The organism is Caloramator mitchellensis, from assembly GCF_001440545.1.
GTDB classification, from domain to species: Bacteria; Bacillota; Clostridia; order Clostridiales; family Caloramatoraceae; genus Caloramator; species Caloramator mitchellensis.
Genome location: NZ_LKHP01000003.1, coordinates 198,125 through 216,109 on the forward strand (window position 1 = coordinate 198,125; position 17,985 = coordinate 216,109).

18 protein-coding genes and 1 tRNA gene are annotated in these 17,985 nt (G+C 33.5%); 14 read left to right on the top strand and 5 right to left on the bottom strand.

The window, feature by feature from the left end; genetic code table 11:
• From spoIIAB to spoVAEA, 7 genes are all read left to right on the top strand, one after another.
• Window positions 1-426, top strand: a complete 426-nt coding sequence (gene spoIIAB, locus ABG79_RS04000; RefSeq protein WP_057977369.1) for an anti-sigma F factor — start codon at window positions 1-3, stop codon at window positions 424-426.
• A gap of 15 nt (window positions 427-441) precedes the next feature.
• Window positions 442-1,197, top strand: coding sequence for an RNA polymerase sporulation sigma factor SigF (sigF, locus tag ABG79_RS04005; RefSeq protein WP_057977371.1), 756 nt, complete (start codon window positions 442-444; stop codon window positions 1,195-1,197).
• Between the two features lie 77 nt (window positions 1,198-1,274).
• A complete protein-coding gene (locus tag ABG79_RS12485) occupies window positions 1,275-1,418 on the top strand; it encodes a hypothetical protein (protein WP_160318216.1) in 144 nt (47 codons plus the stop codon).
• A 45-nt stretch (window positions 1,419-1,463) separates the two neighbouring features.
• Entirely contained in the window at window positions 1,464-1,883 is a 420-nt protein-coding gene (spoVAC, locus tag ABG79_RS04010) for a stage V sporulation protein AC (RefSeq protein ID WP_152978210.1), read from the top strand.
• A gap of 4 nt (window positions 1,884-1,887) precedes the next feature.
• A complete protein-coding gene (gene spoVAD, locus ABG79_RS04015) occupies window positions 1,888-2,910 on the top strand; it encodes a stage V sporulation protein AD (protein WP_057977375.1) in 1,023 nt (340 codons plus the stop codon).
• On the top strand, window positions 2,910-3,266 hold the full coding sequence (gene spoVAE / locus ABG79_RS04020) for a stage V sporulation protein AE (protein WP_057977497.1): 357 nt from the start codon (window positions 2,910-2,912) through the stop codon (window positions 3,264-3,266). The genes spoVAD and spoVAE overlap by 1 nt, the downstream gene beginning before the upstream one ends.
• Window positions 3,267-3,277: 11 nt before the next feature.
• Window positions 3,278-3,850, top strand: coding sequence for a stage V sporulation protein SpoVABEA (gene spoVAEA, locus ABG79_RS04025; RefSeq protein WP_057977377.1), 573 nt, complete (start codon window positions 3,278-3,280; stop codon window positions 3,848-3,850).
• 95 nt (window positions 3,851-3,945) lie between these two features.
• Here the strand turns inward: spoVAEA and ABG79_RS04030 are convergent, their stop codons facing one another.
• On the bottom strand, window positions 3,946-6,315 hold the full coding sequence (locus tag ABG79_RS04030; protein ID WP_057977379.1) for a transglycosylase domain-containing protein: 2,370 nt from the start codon (window positions 6,313-6,315) through the stop codon (window positions 3,946-3,948).
• A gap of 251 nt (window positions 6,316-6,566) precedes the next feature.
• Here ABG79_RS04030 and ABG79_RS04035 point away from each other — a divergent pair, with 251 nt between their 5' ends.
• Both ABG79_RS04035 and yunB read left to right on the top strand, forming a co-directional pair.
• Window positions 6,567-7,988, top strand: coding sequence for a glycosyltransferase family 2 protein (locus tag ABG79_RS04035; protein WP_057977381.1), 1,422 nt, complete (start codon window positions 6,567-6,569; stop codon window positions 7,986-7,988).
• 144 nt (window positions 7,989-8,132) lie between these two features.
• Window positions 8,133-8,810, top strand: a complete 678-nt coding sequence (yunB, locus tag ABG79_RS04040) for a sporulation protein YunB (RefSeq protein WP_057977383.1) — start codon at window positions 8,133-8,135, stop codon at window positions 8,808-8,810.
• Between the two features lie 16 nt (window positions 8,811-8,826).
• On the opposite strand, the gene ABG79_RS04045 is transcribed toward yunB, so the two are convergent.
• From ABG79_RS04045 to hpt, 3 genes are all read right to left on the bottom strand, one after another.
• Window positions 8,827-9,663, bottom strand: coding sequence for an NAD(P)/FAD-dependent oxidoreductase (locus tag ABG79_RS04045; RefSeq protein WP_057977385.1), 837 nt, complete (start codon window positions 9,661-9,663; stop codon window positions 8,827-8,829).
• Window positions 9,663-9,986 carry a thioredoxin gene (gene trxA, locus ABG79_RS04050; RefSeq protein WP_057977387.1) on the bottom strand — a complete coding sequence of 108 codons (324 nt, stop codon included), beginning with the start codon at window positions 9,984-9,986 and terminating at the stop codon, window positions 9,663-9,665. Before trxA ends, ABG79_RS04045 begins: the two co-directional genes overlap by 1 nt.
• 209 nt (window positions 9,987-10,195) lie before the next feature.
• Window positions 10,196-10,732: a hypoxanthine phosphoribosyltransferase gene (gene hpt / locus ABG79_RS04055; protein WP_423230085.1), complete on the bottom strand. Its 537-nt coding sequence runs from the start codon at window positions 10,730-10,732 to the stop codon at window positions 10,196-10,198.
• Window positions 10,733-10,858: 126 nt separating this feature from the next.
• Between hpt and hflX the strand changes: the two genes are divergently transcribed.
• Entirely contained in the window at window positions 10,859-12,673 is a 1,815-nt protein-coding gene (hflX, locus tag ABG79_RS04060) for a GTPase HflX (protein WP_057977389.1), read from the top strand.
• Between the two features lie 130 nt (window positions 12,674-12,803).
• On the opposite strand, the gene ABG79_RS04065 is transcribed toward hflX, so the two are convergent.
• Window positions 12,804-14,090: an ArsB/NhaD family transporter gene (locus ABG79_RS04065; protein ID WP_057977394.1), complete on the bottom strand. Its 1,287-nt coding sequence runs from the start codon at window positions 14,088-14,090 to the stop codon at window positions 12,804-12,806.
• A gap of 207 nt (window positions 14,091-14,297) precedes the next feature.
• Between ABG79_RS04065 and ABG79_RS04070 the strand changes: the two genes are divergently transcribed.
• The 4 genes from ABG79_RS04070 to ABG79_RS04085 all read left to right on the top strand — a co-directional run bounded on the left by ABG79_RS04070 (window position 14,298) and on the right by ABG79_RS04085 (window position 17,892).
• Complete coding sequence (locus tag ABG79_RS04070) at window positions 14,298-15,536, top strand: N-6 DNA methylase (RefSeq protein WP_057977395.1); 1,239 nt, start codon at window positions 14,298-14,300, stop codon at window positions 15,534-15,536.
• 99 nt (window positions 15,537-15,635) lie between these two features.
• The gene (locus ABG79_RS04075) at window positions 15,636-16,391 is read left to right on the top strand and encodes a hypothetical protein (RefSeq protein WP_057977396.1); all 756 of its coding nucleotides are present in this window, start codon (window positions 15,636-15,638) and stop codon (window positions 16,389-16,391) included.
• A gap of 37 nt (window positions 16,392-16,428) precedes the next feature.
• A tRNA-Gln gene (locus ABG79_RS04080) sits at window positions 16,429-16,504 on the top strand.
• Window positions 16,505-16,602: 98 nt separating this feature from the next.
• Window positions 16,603-17,892 carry an amidohydrolase family protein gene (locus ABG79_RS04085; RefSeq protein WP_057977400.1) on the top strand — a complete coding sequence of 430 codons (1,290 nt, stop codon included), beginning with the start codon at window positions 16,603-16,605 and terminating at the stop codon, window positions 17,890-17,892.
• Window positions 17,893-17,985: the final 93 nt, after the last annotated feature.

The window sequence follows — 17,985 nt, forward strand, 5'->3', positions numbered from 1 at the left end:
ATGTTTCAAAATGAAATGAAATTGGAATTCCCGAGCAAATCTCAAAATGAATCATTTGCAAGGGTGGTAGTGGCAGCATTTGCATCTCAATTGGACCCGACGATTGAGGAATTATCCGATGTTAAGACTGCTGTTTCTGAGGCTGTTACGAATGCAATAATACATGGCTATGAGAATAAATTAGGGACTGTTGTATTAAAGTGCAAAATAGAGGGAAGAAAATTGATAATAGAAGTTATAGATTATGGAAGAGGAATAGAAGATGTTGAACTTGCAAAACAACCTCTTTACACATCAAGGCCGGAGCTTGAACGTTCAGGCATGGGATTTACTGTTATGGAAACTTTTATGGACAGTTTAGAAGTTGAATCAGAATTAGGAAAAGGAACAAGGGTAATAATGACCAAAGAATTTAAAAATATATGATATGGGGGAATTGATATGGCAAAAGATTCGCCCATGGCTAATATATATGAGAATCAGGATGAGCTTTTGAATATGATTAAAAGGAGCCAAAAAGGAGACCAGTCGGCTCAGGATTTAATAGTTAAATCCAACCTTGGACTTGTGTCTATGGTTGTAAAAAAATTTTTAAACAGAGGATATGAATACGATGACCTATTTCAAATAGGATGCATTGGACTTATAAAGGCAATTAAACATTTCAATCCAGAATTTAATGTAAAATTTTCTACATATGCAGTTCCAATGATTTTAGGAGAAGTTAAAAGATTTTTGAGGGATGATGGTATAATTAAAGTAAGTAGGAATATGAAGGAAACTGCAAGGAAGGTAAAACTGGCAAAGGAAAGATTGGCAATAGAATTTGGAAGAGAGGCGACTATCGAAGAAATTTCAAAGGAGCTGAGTATAACTTCTGAAGATGTTGTTATGTGCCTCGATAGTTTAAACGCGCCAGAATACCTTTATGACACAATACATCATGATGACGGTTCACCAGTTTTATTAATAGACAAGGTAAGCGAGGATAAGGAGATTGATGTAGATGACATCGATAAAATAGCATTAAAAGAAGTAATAAATAGATTGGAACCGAGACAAAGACAAATTATATTATTAAGATATTTCAAGGATATGACTCAAAACCAGGTTGCTGAGATGTTAGGAATATCTCAGGTTCAAGTTTCAAGAATTGAAAAAAAGATAATTAAATATTTAAGAGAAATAATGAAATAGCTGCTAAGTGCAGCTTATTTTTTTTGTTTATTTTTTATTTAAAGGGGGAAAAATATTATTTAGCCGGAGGTGTTAGAATGTATTATAACTATAGAAAACAGGATGCAATTTTGGTAAGACAAAGAGAAGATAAATTGCAAAGATTTGATTACGATAAAAACAAAGTAAACCTTCAATCCTTTATTGTTGGTGAAAATGAAAAAATAAAGGAGGTAAGGTAATTGGAAAAACGAAAGGAAAATGAAATAAAAAATATCTATCAACAGATGGTTCAAAAAACAATCCCCCAATCTTCAATATTGAAGGACGTTATATTTGCTTTTGTAGTTGGTGGATTGATTTGCGATGTTGGTCAACTTGTAATGAATATATTCCTTTCAATGGGGATACCGAGGGATGAAGTAGGTTCTTATGTAGCATCTATTATGGTATTTCTTGGAGCTTTTTTAACTGGACTTGGTGTATATGATAATATAGGTAAATATGCTGGGGCAGGTTCAATAGTTCCTATCACAGGATTTGCTAATTCTATTGTATCACCCGCTATGGAATATAAAAGAGAAGGATATATATTTGGAGTTGGTGCAAAAATGTTTGTTATAGCAGGACCAATTCTCGTATATGGAATTTCATCATCGATTATAGTTGGAATAATTTATTTCCTTGTCAAGATGTTTGTGAGGTGAGATTATGGCAGAAAAAAGATTAGGGATTCACACAGTAAAGCTAAAAAATCCACCTTCAATCTTATCTACTGCTACAATTGTAGGACCCAAAGAAGGTCAGGGACCTTTAAAAGACTATTTTGACATAGTTCTTGAGGATGATACTTTTGCTGAAAAGTCTTGGGAAAAAGCAGAATCTAAAATGTTGCGAGAAGCTGTCAGGCTTGCAATGAATAAAATAAATTTAGCGCCAGATCAAGTAGATTACCTATTTGCAGGGGACCTTTTAAACCAAATTATTTCATCGAGCTTTGCGGCGAGGGAACTTGGAATACCTTTCTTCGGCCTTTATGGCGCTTGCTCAACATTAACAGAATCCTTAAGTCTTGCATCAATGATGATTGATGGAGGATTTGCGGATATAACTATAGCAGCAACCTCAAGCCATTTTTCGTCTGCAGAAAGACAGTATAGATTTCCATTAGAACATGGCAACCAAAGGCCGCCGACATCGCAATGGACTGTTACGGGTGCTGGTGCTGTAGTTTTGGGTGCTCGTGGTGGAGGGCCATATGTAACTTACATTACAACTGGAAGAGTAGTTGATTTTGGTATTACAGATGCAAATAATATGGGCGCGGCAATGGCACCAGCAGCGGCAGATACAATTTTAAGACATTTTAAGGATACTGGATTTACTGCAGCTGACTACGATCTTATAATGACAGGAGATTTAGCGAAGGTAGGATTTCAAATTGCTGCTGATATAATAAAGCAAAATGGATATGATATTACTTCTAAATATACAGATGCAGGAATTGAAATATTTGATTTAACAACTCAGGATGTTCATGCAGGAGGAAGTGGGTGTGGTTGCTCTGCGACAGTATTTGGAGGATATTTGTATAACCAGATGATGCAGGGCAATTTAAATAGAATTATGATTGTTTCTACAGGAGCTCTTCTAAGCCCAACAAGCACACAGCAGGGCGAATCTATTCCTGGGATTGCTCATGCAGTGACTATAGAGAGGAGTGTTACAATATGATGGATTACATCTGGGCATTTTTGATTGGAGGAGCTATATGTGCTGTTGGTCAAATATTAATGGATAAAACCAATTTAACTCCAGCAAGAATACTTGTTTATTTTGTTACTGCTGGTGTTATTTTAGGAGCTATAGGAGTATATGAGCCGCTCGTAAAAATTGGCAAGGCCGGCGCAACTGTTCCTCTCCCAGGTTTTGGCTATAGCCTTGCAAAAGGAGCAATTAAGGAAGTTGATAAATACGGGCTGATTGGAGCATTTACTGGAGGGGTAAAGGCAACTGCAGCAGGAATAGCAGCTGCTGTATTCTTTGGATATATAATGGCCCTTCTATTTAATCCAAAGACAAAGAGCTAGGAGTTGATTTGATGAAGAAAAGAGTAATATTAGTTACTGATGGTGACTTAAATGCAAAAAAAGCGATTGAGATTGCTACTCAAAAAATAGGAGGAAGAGTAATTTCTCGTTCTGCAGGAAATCCAACGTTGCTATCAGGCGAAGAAATAATTGAACTTATTAAAGAAACTCCATATGACCCAGTGGTTGTTATGGTTGATGATAGAGGAAATACTCATAGGGGCAGTGGAGAAGAAGCGATGGCTCAAATTTTAAAATCAAATGACGTTGAAGTTATGGGTGTCGTTGCAGTAGCAGCGAACAGCAGTAGAGTAACTGGAGTGGAGGTTGACGTTTCAATTGACAATCAAGGAAATGTAATAGATTATGCTGTTGATAAAGATGGGTATGCAAAGGACGATAAAATTATAAAGGGAGATACCGTTGATATACTTAACGACTACGATGTTCCAGTTATTGTTGGTGTTGGAGATGTTGGCAAAATGGAAGGGCAGGACGACGTTGAATTTGGAGCGCCAATAATAACAAAGGCGCTTGAAGAAGTAATAAAACTTTATGAAACTAAAAAGAAGATTAACAAATGACGAAAAACAATAGCAAAACAGGCTATATATTGTTGTAATGCATTATGAGCCCCATGAAATAAATCATGAGGCTCAAAATTTACATAACTTAATAATCAATTTGAAGGCGGGGTAGTATTTCCGTTACTTTGCTCGTTGTTTTGCTCATTATTTTGCCCATCAGTTTGGCCTTCATTATTAGTTTCACCTGTTGGGGCATCAACTATATTAGAAAAATCATTAGGAACAACATATTTTTGGTCGAGCAAAGGTTTGGATGGAGTATAGTCTCTCTTTATAAATACCTTAGTGCTTCTATATTGTGAAGGTGTTGTATCTGTAGCAAGTTTACCGTTTCTGGTATCTATATCCGCAGTAATATGAACATCGCATATTTCAACAGGTTGAGTGCCTTCTATAAACATTTCAGTAACAACTCTTGAACCTCTCGGGTCTTTTGAACATAGGTCTGAAGGAACTTTCCCAGAGTCGAGGCAAATTTGAGCAGTTACTAAACCGGTAGGTTTTTCAAAATCCACAACCTTTAGCCCTTCATGTGCCTTTTTCATGATATCTCCCCATATTTTTGCAGCAAGGGAGCTCTTTAATGATGGTATTGAAGTATTAGGTTTATCGTGGCCTATCCAAATCGAGCCTGAGTAATATGGGGTTAAACCTGAAAACCACACATTTGTGCTGTCTGAAGAAGTTCCTGTTTTACCTGCAACAGGCATTGAGCCAAATCTTGCTCTGTTACCAGTTCCATAAGGCTTTGTTGTAACATCCTTCATCATGCTTATCATTATATAAGCTGCTTGCTTTGAAATTGATGGAGATTGTTTTGAAGTTTTTTCAAGAACTACATTATTGTATTTATCAGTTACCTTTGTATATAGTATAGGTTCAGAATACACTCCCTGGTTTCCAAATACTCCATATGCTGCTGCCATTTCGATTGGAAGAACTCCTTCAGTTAGGCCTCCAAGTGATAAAGGTGCTATATATTTATCCGATTTTGTTATCGTCGATAAATGAAATTTATTCTGCAGATAATCAACAGAGGTTCCAATACCAACCTGTGTTAATAATTTTGCTGCTACTACGTTAATCGACCTTGTAATGGCTTCTCTGACTGTCAAATAACCTCTGTAGGTTTTATCATAGTTATCTGGCTCCCAGCCGCCGTAGGCTGCCGATAATTCAGAACTAAATGGAGAATCTTCTATGACAGTCCCGGCAGTAGCTACTTTTGTATCAATTGCAGGGGCATAAACTGCAAGAGGCTTTATCGATGAACCAGGCTGTCTTTTAACTTCAGTAGCTCTGTTCAACGACCTTAAGGGGTGAGGTCCTCTTCCTCCAACAATTGCTCTTACTTCTCCATTATGATAGTCCATAATAACTGCTGCAGCTTGAGGTTGAACTACTGGCTCAGATTTACCATCGGATGAGTATGCCTTTAATTTAAATTGCTTAAAATAAGTTTCGTCATTTAATACTGATTCTGCTGCGTCTTGAATTTTAGTATCGATTGTCAGATAGATATTATATCCGCCTGTTCTTAGTCTTTGTTTAGCTTCGCTTTCGGTTATACCTAATTTGTCTGAAAGTTCTTGTGCTATCTGATCAATTGCAGGTTCAATAAACCACTGGTATTTCATGGTATTTGCTTGTTCTTTTGTTTTGAAAACAAGCTTTTGCTTTAATGCCTGGTCATATTCTTCCTGTGTTATATATTTGTGTTCAAGCATTTTATTTAATACTGTTTTTTGTCTATTTAAATATACCTGAGGATTTTCTTGATTTTTCTTGCTATAAGGATAATATTTATATGGGCTTTGTGTCAATCCGGCAATAAGAGCGCTTTCGCCGATAGTCAACTCCTGAACGTCCTTGCCGAAATAGTAGTTAGCGGCAGCTTGGACTCCATATGCGCTTCCGCCAAGGTAGATTGTGTTCAAATATGCTTCAAGTATTTGCTCTTTTGAAAGTTTTCTTTCTAATTGAATTGCAAGATACCATTCCTGAAGTTTTCTTGTAATATCCTTTTTGGGGGAAAGCGCAATATTTTTGATTAGCTGCTGTGTTATAGTTGAGCCACCTTGCTCCCTCGACATTGTTTTAATGTCATGCCATACAGCTCCAATAATTCTTTTGGGGTCTATCCCATGATGAGTCCAAAATCGCTCGTCTTCGATGGCTACAAACGCGTCTCTCAAGTGTTTTGGAATTTTTTTGTATTGGACTATAGTTCTATTTTGTATATCGGAAAAATCTTCTATGAAATTGCCATCTTTGTCGTATATTTTGCTGCTTTGTTTTAAATTATCAAGTATATTGGCATCGATATCAGGAGCAGATTTAACGACTGCAAGAGCGACTCCAATTCCTGCAGCTCCAACAAATAAAGTAATCAATAAAATTGCAAGGACTAATATATTTAGAATTCCACGTTTTTTCTTTTTGCTTTTTTTCCTTTCCGACATATTTTACCTCCCTAAATAAACATAAAAACTCCTGAGATAATTATATCAAAACAAATGATTTTATTCTACAGTCAATATTTTGTATTATTTATTGCGGTTTTGTAAATAAATTATTAAATTTGGCAGGTCAGTCTTTTGAAGCCTTTAGAAGGTGTGTATAATTGTTTATGGCGATAGATAAAAGTATAAACAATATGTGTTATATCAAAAAATAATAGTAGTAGACTGAATAAATTTTTGGAGGAATTATCATGAAAGGACTTATTTTTAATGCTACATTCTTTTTTCAAATTGCAATATTTTTAATAACTCTTTATTACATGATTATTTCATTATTTGGACTTTATAGAAAGAAAGAAAAAATCAAGAATATTGAACCTGAAAAATCATTTGCTCTTTTGGTTGCAGCTCACAATGAGGAAATGGTAATAGGCAATATTGTTGATAGTTTAAAAAAATTAGATTATCCAAAGGAGCTTTACGATATATTTGTAATAGCTGATAACTGTAGCGACAATACAGCAAGAATTGCAAGGGAACACGGTGCAGAGGTTTTTGAAAGATTTGATGCTAATAAAAGAGGTAAAGGATTTGCATTGGAATGGATGTTTAATAATTTATTTCAAATGGATAAGAAATACGACGCAGTTGTTGTGTTCGATGCAGATAATTTAGCTTCCAAAAACTTCTTAAAAGAGTTAAATAAAAAACTTTGTGAAGGATATAAAGTGGTTCAGGGATACATAGACAGCAAAAATCCACATGATTCATGGATATCGGAATCCTATTCTATTTCATTCTGGACAGCTAATAGATTGTTCCAATTATCAAGGTCTAACCTTGGATTAACAAACCAAATAGGTGGAACAGGATTTTGTATTGATACAGAGGTGCTCAAAGAAATAGGATGGGGCGCTACATGTTTGACAGAGGATTTGGAGTTTACATGTAAATTGGTTTTAAATGGTGAGAAAGTAGGCTGGGCTCATAATGCAATAGTTTACGATGAAAAACCCTTGACATTAAAACAGTCCTGGAAACAAAGAAAAAGATGGATGCAGGGATTTGCAGATGTTGCTTCAAGATTTTTCTTTAAGCTCATGAAAAAGGCAATAAAGGATAGAGACTTTGTAGCATTTGACTGTGCTCTTTACACAATACAGCCATTTATTATCGTAGGATTAGGTATATCAACAATACTTACATTTTTGCAAAGTTATAGTGCTAACGGGTTAAATATATTCATAGTAAGTTATTTGTTCACACCAATTGTTTGGAAACTGCTGAGCATATTCCAGTTTTTATTTACCCCATTTGTTATGTTCCTTGATAGGAAGTTATCTAAGAAGATGCTTGTTTATTTCGGACTTTATTCATTAAATATCTTCCTATTCGATTATATGTTTGATTCTGATTCAAAACTGTATTTAATACTTCTTGCTCATTTAGTATTTTTAGCTTCATTTGTAATTATACTTGCCAAATTTGAAGGCAAAACTTCATTAAAGATGTTTTTATGGTATTTATTATATGGAGTTTATACTTTTACATGGCTTCCAATAACAATTCAAGGTATATTGGATAAGAATAATAAAGAATGGATTCACACAAAGCATACAAGACAGATTAGCATAAATGAGATTGAAAACATAGATGGCAGTTCTGCAGCATAAACTTAACCCCATGAATTATTCTGAAGGTTAAAAAGCTTAATTAGCTTGCCTTTGAAATAATTCATGGGTTTTTTATAATACTTTTGAACATTAATATAAAGTTTGAGACATATAATGTTATAGAGTTTCGTGAGGGCTATTGGTATGAAAAAAAGAAAAATAGGATTCAAATTGAAAATATGGATTATTTTCTTATTTGCACTTACATTATCCCTCATTTCGGTAATATGGATAAATAATGAATTGAGGCCAACTCTCCTTGCTTACTGCGACCAGGAGGCGAGAAGGGTAGCCACAGAAACAATTAATAATTCGATAAAAACAGAATTTAGCAATAAAATATCATATGACGACATAATGGCAATTAAGACTGATAAGGATGGCAATATAGTAATGATACAAGCAAACACGGTTGAGCTTAATGTTATTGGTTCTCAGATTGCACTTGAGGTTCAAAAAAGAATTGCTGATATAAAAAGCAGGACAGCTGAAATACCATTATCAGCATTGACAGGAATCGAATTATTGGCTAATTTAGGTCCAAGAATTCCTTTTAATATGAAGCCTGTAGGGAGCGTATTGACTTCCTACCGCTCAGAATTTGCTTCAGCAGGAATAAATCAAACAAGGCACATTGTTTATCTGGATTGTGCAGCGAGCGTTCAAGTAATAATTCCTTTAGCAAGAAATACTGTAACCGTTTCAACAAGCATACCTATAGCCGAGAGCATAATAGTTGGAAAAGTTCCAAATACTTATGCTGAAATAAACAGCGATACAATTGAAAGGAGCATAAAAGAATATAATACAAACAAAAAATAAGTTAACTGATTTTCAGTTAACTTATTTCATCTGAAACATTTAGTGCAGCTATCTGACCCTCTCCTACAGCCTTAGCTATTTGATAAGGCTTTCCTGTTACGTCACCAGCTGCATAAAGTCCCTTTATGTTGGTTTCCATATTTTTATTTACCTTAACATGAGGGCCTTCAACTTCAAGCCCTGGAACAAGGCTTGATAAAGGAAGACTATCCTTAAGGACAAAAAAACCATCCGCAATGACCTCTGATTTTTTCAGAATTAATTTTTCTGCCTTTAATGCTCCTTCAAATTTAACTGGCACATCTTTAATTATTTCAACGTTTTCAGCAAAATCAAAATTACCCTTAGTCATTGGGACAAAATAAACTTTACTGCAAACCTGGGATAAAAATTTAGTTTCTTCAATTGATTCATCGTTGTAGCCAACTACAGCTACAACCTTCCCCTTATAAAGTGGGGCATCACATGTTGCACAGTAGCTGATACCATTCCCAAGGAATGTATCTTCATTTTCTATCGACTTTTTAAAATCAACACCTGTTGTAAGTATTACTTTCTTGGCTTCGTAAAAATCATTTTCTGCTTGAATTGAAAAGTAATCACCCATAGCATATACCGCTATAACAGTCTTATTGACAAACACACTATCAGTCTTATACAGATGTTCGTTTAATCTACTCATAAAGTCCATACCTGTGATTTCGGGCAAGCCTGGATAGTTGGGGATGGAGGGGGAGAGAAGGACCTTCCTGCTATCTCCACCAAAAATAATCGTTTTTTTATTTCTCGCATTAGCGTTAATTGCAGCAGAGATGCCTGCAGGTCCCTTTCCTATTATCGCAATATCATACATTATAGTCCTAATGCTCCTTTTATTGCACTTTCTATCTGTGCTGCTGGTCTAAAACCAACTATTTTACCCAGTGGCTTGCCATCTTTAAAAAGAACAAGCGTTGGTATACTTGAAATTCCGTAAAGTGAAGCTGTCATTGGATTTTCATCAACGTCAAGTTTTGCAACTACAAGATGTTCCTCCATTTTATTTGAAACTTCCTCTACAACTGGCGCAATCATCTTGCAAGGACCGCACCATTCTGCCCAGAAATCCACAAGGACAGCTTTATCTGAGTTTAACACCTTTTCATTAAAATTTTGATCATTAACATGTATAACCATAATTTACTCCTCCTTTTTCATGTCACCACACCCCTGGGGGGTATGTCTAATATTATAATATTACTTAAAGTTGTTTTTGTCAACAGATCTGTTAATAAAAAGTTATCAATATTTTCTATAGAAAACAAGAACAATATTATTTAAATCAATATGGAATAACATATATTTTTAATAAAAAAGCTGCCTCCACTTAAGAGGCAGTTTTATAATTATTTATCTTCCCAGTTAAAAATGTATGGCTTATTTCTATAATAATCCCCATAGTTAAGTCCATATCCAACTACAAATACATCTGGAATTGTGAAGCAGCAATAGTCTGGAACTAATTCAACCTTTCTCCTTTCTGGTTTATCAAGAAGAACACAACTTTTTACGCTTGCAGGATTTTTAGTTACTATGTATTCCATAACGAATTTCATGGTAATTCCTGTATCTACAATGTCGTCAACAATAAGAACGTCATAACCTTCAATGTTATCCGCAATATCCTGAACTATTTTAACATTACCAGTGCTTGTTTCAGAATGACCATAGCTTGAAGTTGCCATAAAGCCTATCTTAACGGGAACATCGATGTGTCTTACTAGATCGGCAGTAAAGATGAAACTACCTCTTAAAAGAGATAAAACATATAATTTTTTGCCCTTATAGTCCTGACTTATTTTCTTTCCAAGTTCTTTTATATTTTCAGCAATTTCTTCTGCGCTTATTAAAATATTTTCTTTTTTATTATCTATTATGTCCATCTTTTCCCCTCCAAGTTTGATATATTAAAGTATAATATATGATAAAGTGAATAATTTGTCAAGCATTGCTATTATTATTGTTATTATATTCAAATTACATTATAATTAATTCGTGAGGTGAGAGTTGTGTTAAGAGGAGATTTAGAAGGAGTTAAAAAATTATTTATTAAAGAATTGGAAGAATTGTTTGAGGCCGATGTTGATAAAAATATAATAATTACTGAAGAAATAGTAAACATTATTTCAAGGATATCATGGGAATTAAAAAGAGAAATTTCAATTTATATCAATAGAAGAGGGAAAATTGTTGATATTGCAATAGGTGATAACAACACCGTTTCACTTGAAGAAGTATTCGAAAGAAGAGGAGAATTTGGACTTTCAGGTGTTAGATGTATTCATACCCATCCGGGAGGTGGAGGAGAGCTTTCTATTGTAGATATAACTGCTCTTGTAAGCCTTAAGTTTGACATGATGGTTGCAATTGGAGTAAATGAAGGAAAACCAACTGAGTTTTCGCTGGGAGTAATTAAAGTCGAGGAAGGCAAGCTTTCAAAAAAAGCAGAAGAATTAGGGCCGCTTAATATAAAAGAAATAACAAAATTAAATGCAATTGAAATAATACACGATGTTGAAAAAGATTTGAAGGATAAGGTTCACGTTGTTGATGAAAACAGAAAGGAAAGAGCAATATTAGTTGCTATTGGAAATGATGATTTATATTCTTTAGAGGAATCATTGGATGAGCTTGAGGAACTTGTTGAAACAGCAGGTGCAGAGGTCGTTTATAAAATATCGCAGAAGAAGGGTAAAATAGACCCTGCAACTTATATTGGGAGCGGTAAGGCGAAGGAGATAAGTCTTTTAAGACAAAGTTTGATGGCAGACAGCGTTATTTTTGATGACCAGTTAAGTCCTGCTCAAATAAGAAATTTGGAGGAAATATTCGGTTGCAAGGTAATAGATAGAACCGCCCTTATACTTGATATTTTTGCTCAAAGGGCAATTTCGAGAGAAGGTAAAATACAGGTTGAACTTGCCCAGTTAAAATATAGACTACCAAGACTTACCGGTTTTGGTGCTATGCTATCAAGAACCGGTGGAGGTATCGGAACCAGGGGTCCTGGAGAAAAGAAGCTTGAGATAGATAAAAGGCATATTATGAGAAGAATCAACGACCTTGAAAAGGAACTTGAATCAGTGAGAGGAACAAGACAGCTACAAAGGGAAAGAAGAATTTCAAATGAAGTTCCTGTGGTCTCGATCGTAGGATATACAAACGCGGGGAAATCCACTTTAAGAAATAAACTTTGCGAAATTGCTGGAGTTGATAAGGAAAAGGTTCTTGAGGCAAATATGCTTTTTGCAACTTTGGATACAACAACAAGGCTTATAAATCTTCCTAATGGCAAGACTGCACTTGTTTCAGATACAGTTGGTTTTATAAGAAAACTTCCTCACGAGCTTGTGGAGGCATTTAAGTCTACTTTAGAGGAAATTTTGTATAGCGACTTGATATTACACGTTGTAGATGCTTCAAATAACAATGCATTAGCTCAAATTGAAGTAGTTAATGGCGTTTTAGATGAAATAGGAGCAGGCGATAAGAAGGCAATTCTTGTTTTAAACAAAATCGATTTAGCCTCAACAGAGAATATCGAGGTAATTAGAAATAAACATAAAGAGTCAATTGAAATTTCTGCATTAAATGAAATAAACTTAGATGGATTGCTAAAGGCTGTGCAGGAAAATGTTTTTACAAATATGATAAGAGCCAAGCTATTTATCCCTTACTCTGATTCAAAAATTGTATCCTATTTGCATGATAACAATTGTGTTGAAAACGAAGAGTATGCCGAAGACGGCTTTTTAGTTCAAGTTTACACAACTGAGGATGTTATAGGAAGAGTAAAGGGTTATGTTAGAGAGTATATAAATTGATTTGAAATTTAATAAAAAGACCCCAGGATATTTTTAAATAATGGTATCTTCATAAGTTTTAGTCATATTATGAAAACAGCCATGCTATTTTAATAATTCCTGGGGTTAGTATTTTATCTTGAATCATCAGTTATAATTTTGAAAGCATACCAATTGAAGAAATCAGCAGTGCTAATAACGTCGGAGGAACGGCTAATTTAATCCAATTAAACCAGCCTATGTGATATTTGTTTTTTTCGAGTATACTGTATGCCATAACATTTGCAGAAGCACCTATAGGTGTCATGTTGCCGCCTATATCAAGCCCAAGAGCAAGTGAAAAAACAAGGTTATCTTCAAATGCTGCAAGTTCAGGGTTTGTTGCAAGCATACTTTTTAAAATATAAGCCATCGTAAGTGCCATTGGCACATTATCGACAATAGCACTTATTACGCCGCAGCCCCAAATAAAAAGCAATATCAAGATAGTTATGTTTCCATTTGAAAATGATATTATTTTGTTGGCAAGGTATGAAATTGCGCCAGTTTTTTCAAGAGAACCTATTACGACGAATAAACCGATAAAGAACAGCAGCGTTTCACCGTCGATTGTTCTGGTTATATTTTCTGCATCATCCTTAATAAATAAAAGAGATATTAATGCAGGGAGCAATGTTGAAATGGAGGCGTAAAAATTAAAACCAAAAATTTTATTCAACAGATGATGAAATACTAAAAACAAAATTGCAAATCCAAAGGATATAGTTCCTATTTTAATATATTTTGGGTTTGTAATTTTATTTTCTTCGAGCAATTTTATTTTAGCATCTTCCGTCAATTTTGAGGCATTTTTAATTTCTCCTTTTTTAATAATAAGGAAATACAATGCAACAAAAACAGTTGAAACAAATGCTACAGGTCCATTGTTTATAACAAAATCATTAAATCCGTATCCCAAAAGGCTTCCTAAAATTACGTTTGGGGGATCTCCTACCAGCGTTGCACTTCCTCCAATATTGGCTGTGCATACTTCTGCAATAACAAGCGGGACTGGGTTTAGATTGAAAATCCTTGAAAGATTGATGGTCAGTATTGTGAAGAATATCAAAACTGTTATGCTATCCATAAATCCGGATAAGATTGCAGTAACAAGTGGAAATACAAAATAAATGCTATAAATATTATAATTTAGTTTTTCTATTATTTTTACTGCAAGATAGTTAAAGAAATTTCCTTCTTCAAGTATTCTAATTATTATAAACATTCCTAACAAAAGACCTATTGTATCCCAACTTATGAAATGAACAGCGTCGTCAAGGGTCATTACTCCTGTTGCAATAACTATAATTGCACCTACAAGAGAAATAAGAAATCTAGGAAATTTTTCTAATATCAATAATAGATATGTAACTGAAAATGTAAAAAGAGCAATTGTCAAATTTCATCCCCCTCCAAATCAAAAATCATATCTATTTTAAACGAAAATTCGGAAAAATACTACTATTTTTATGTGAATTAACAAAAATTTAAGCTGAATGACAATGAATAAGAATTAAACTGAGATGAACAATACTATATGTTTGACACATAGATTTAGAGGAAATATAATTTTTATTATAGCAAATTAAATAGACTGAGGTGAAATATGAATCAGTTACAAAAGCATTTTAATAAGAGAGAGAAGGTGTTGGGGCAATATTTTACTCCAATAGAAGTTTCTCAAATGATAGTTGAAAGGTGTTTAAAATATTTAAATAAAGATGCTTCTGAAGCAAATGCGATTGACCCAGCATGTGGTGATGGAAGTTTTTTAAAAGCATTATATGATAAAGGTATAAGGAACTTTGAAGGCTTGGATATTGATAATAATATTTATAGCTTATTAACTTTAGATTTAATAAACAAAGTTAAAATCTACGATTCATTAAATCTAAAAGTTGAAATGGTTTATGATTTAGCAGTGGGCAATCCGCCATTTTCATCTAAATATAACAGAATAAGCGATGAAAGTATATTGAGAAGATTTGATTTAGGTCGCGATAGAAAAACTCAGGCTGTAGAGATACTCTTTTTAGAAAAATTCATTAAATTATTGCGATATGATGGATTGATAGGAATTATATTACCACTTGGCATTGCTGGAGCCTCAAATTTACAGTATGTGAGAAATTATTTAAAGGAAAATATTGAAATTAAAGAAATTATTTATTTAGAACCTGGATTATTCAAAAATGGTGCCTCAACGATTGCTATCATTGGAATGAAAAAATATAATCCCCAAAATAGTATTTGTAAATTTGGAATACTTAGAAGTTTAAAACCTTTATTTATAGATTACGTTGAAAAAGAGATTGATTTTAACAACTTGAACCCTATATTTTATCTAAATGATTTTGATAAAGACGAAGGAATAAAACTTGATGAATTAATTGATGAATTATTTACAGGAAAGGGCTTCTATAAAGACGAAAGAAAAATTATGTTGTCTAATGAAAAAACCGATTCACTGTATATAACAGCAAAAAATGTAGGATGGGGAGAATTTATTAGAAATAGACTTTTATATTTTAAAGGAAAATTAGATAATAAATACTACTTAAAAAAAGGGGATATAGTGTTTTGTAGGGTAGGACAAGGAACTATTGGCAGGTGTTTAGTGATTGACGAATCATTAGAAGGAAGTATTGTAGACGACTGGTTTCATATAATAAGGCTTAAGAATAAAAGCCTAAGCAAAAAAATATGTGATTATTTTTTGAGTGAAGAATTTAAGAAAAAAATAAAAATAAATTGTATTGGAACCGGCACCCCGAATATATCAAAACAAAGATTATTAAATTTAAAAATTCCAATACACATGTTTAATGATAAGGCAAATGATTAACATTAAAAGAATTAATTATTTCATTTATTTTTAAAAATAGTATTTCCTCTATTACTTCATATGCATAATTGAGAATATTTACAAGAAGGGAGAAACTATATGCCAAACAACATAAAAAATCCCGAGATTATTAAAGAACAAGACCAGATAAGAATAAATTTTATCATTAAAAATAATGCATCAAAGATAAGATTAAAAGAGCGAAATAACAATATGGGGGAAAAGTTTTTAAAGTTTAATGATGCTATAGAAAACAAAAATGCATATTTGGAATGGCAGGTAGCTTATGATACAAAAGTAAAGAAGGACGGCGAATACAAACTTGAATATTTAGACGGTGATGAGTATATTTACTATAGAGTCAAGAAAGAAAAAATTGAGAAGAAATATCCAGCGGAGCTAATGGTGATTTTTAAATATGGATTAGATTTAGGATTTATCACTAAAAATGATATTAATAGAATTATAGATGAGATAGATAAAATTTATAATGAAAAAATATTTTTAGATAATTATAATATTATTGGGAAAAAGACGGAAAACAAATTGTATGAGGGATTTGATATATATGAAAGAGTATTACCTATGTCTATTTTAATGGAGAAAGAGTATTTCATTGAAATGGAAAGAAAACAGATGCAGTTTGCTGCCGGTTATCAAACGATGATATATGTTTGCCCTTATTTAAGCTATTTAGATTATAATAAATACAGTTTGGATAATAAAGTTTCGTGGATAGTTACAAAAGAAAATATTTCTATTTTTGAAAAGATTATATTAGCTTTTTCATTGGCTTCAGAGCAGCATAACAGAGACATTAAAGAGCTATTAAATATTATTCTAAAAGCATCTTGATTTTATAAAAATCTGTGGTATAATGTTTATGTGATGATGCCGAGTAGCCAAGTTGGTAAGGCACCTGACTCTGGATCAGGCACTCGTGGGTTCGAGTCCTACCTCGGCAGCCATAGGGATGGAATTTTCCGTCCCTTTTTTTTACCCTTGTATTTTTGAAAATTCTGAAAAATATAGTATAATGGTCTAAAGAATGTTTAGGAGGGGGACTATGAGTAAAATTCTAATTGAAAATGTAAAAATAATTACAATGGAAAAACAAGACGAGATAATATCAAGAGGTTATGTTTTAATTGAAGATAGTTTGATTAATTTAGTTGAAGAAGGAGAATATACAGGGGAGAGGGAAGGTTTAGAAATTATAGATGGAAAAGGGTGTGTGGCTCTTCCAGGGCTTATTAATTGCCATACTCACATTCCAATGACTCTTTTAAGGGGATACGGAGAGGGATTACCCCTTATGAGATGGTTAAATGAAAAGATATGGCCGTTTGAGATGAAATTGAATTCTGAAGATATTTATGCGGGTGCTCTATTGGGAATGATTGAAATGGTCAAAAGCGGGACTACTTCTTTCGTTGATATGTATTTTATGGAGGATGCAATTGCAAAGGCATGTAAAAATGCGAATTTAAGAGGTTTTTTAGGTAGCCCCATGATAGGTGATTTTTGGAAACAGCAGATAGATGAAAGCATAGCGCTTTTCGGAAAATATAAAGATGATGAATTAGTAAATGTATTAATAGCACCGCATTCTCCATATACATTATCGATGGAAGCTTTAAAACAAGCTGGTGAAGTTGCAAGAAAATACAACATACCAATTCACATTCATATAGCTGAGACTATGGATGAAGTAAAAATTATTAGTGATAAGTATAATACAACTCCTGCAAAGGTCTGCGAAGAGGCGGGGATATTTGAAAATAACAGAACCATCGCTGCACACTGCGTTCATTTTAATGATGAAGATATTGATATGGTTTCAAAGTATGATTTTACAGCAGTATATAATCCACAGAGCAATATGAAACTTGCAAGCGGCATAGCTCCTGTTGTAAAAATGATAAATAAAGGAGTAAATGTGGCAATAGGGACGGATGGTGCATCCAGCAATAACAATTTAAATCTGATTGAAGAAATGCAAACTGCGTCTTATCTGCAAAAATTAAGCAACAATGATGCAACAGCGTTAAGCGCTTATGAAACATTAAAACTTGCTACTGTTAATGCTGCAAAAGCTGTTGGGATGGAAGACCGTTTAGGTAAAATTAAGAAGGGTTATCTGGCGGATATAATATTAATTGATTTTGGCAAACCGCATATGAATCCACCTACAGATGTATATTCAAACATAGTTTTTTCTGCACAGGGTGGAGATGTTAGGACTGTTATTGTTAATGGTAAAGTAGTAATGAAGGACTATATACTGTTAAGTTTAGACGAGAAAGAAATTATTGAAAGGGCCAACAGAGTTTTTGTTGATGTGATTAATAGATGATTTTTATTTAAAGGTAAAAATATGTATAAAAATAGAATTTGTTGGAGAAAACTAATATCATATACTTGAAATTGTTAGTCTTTTTGGTATAAA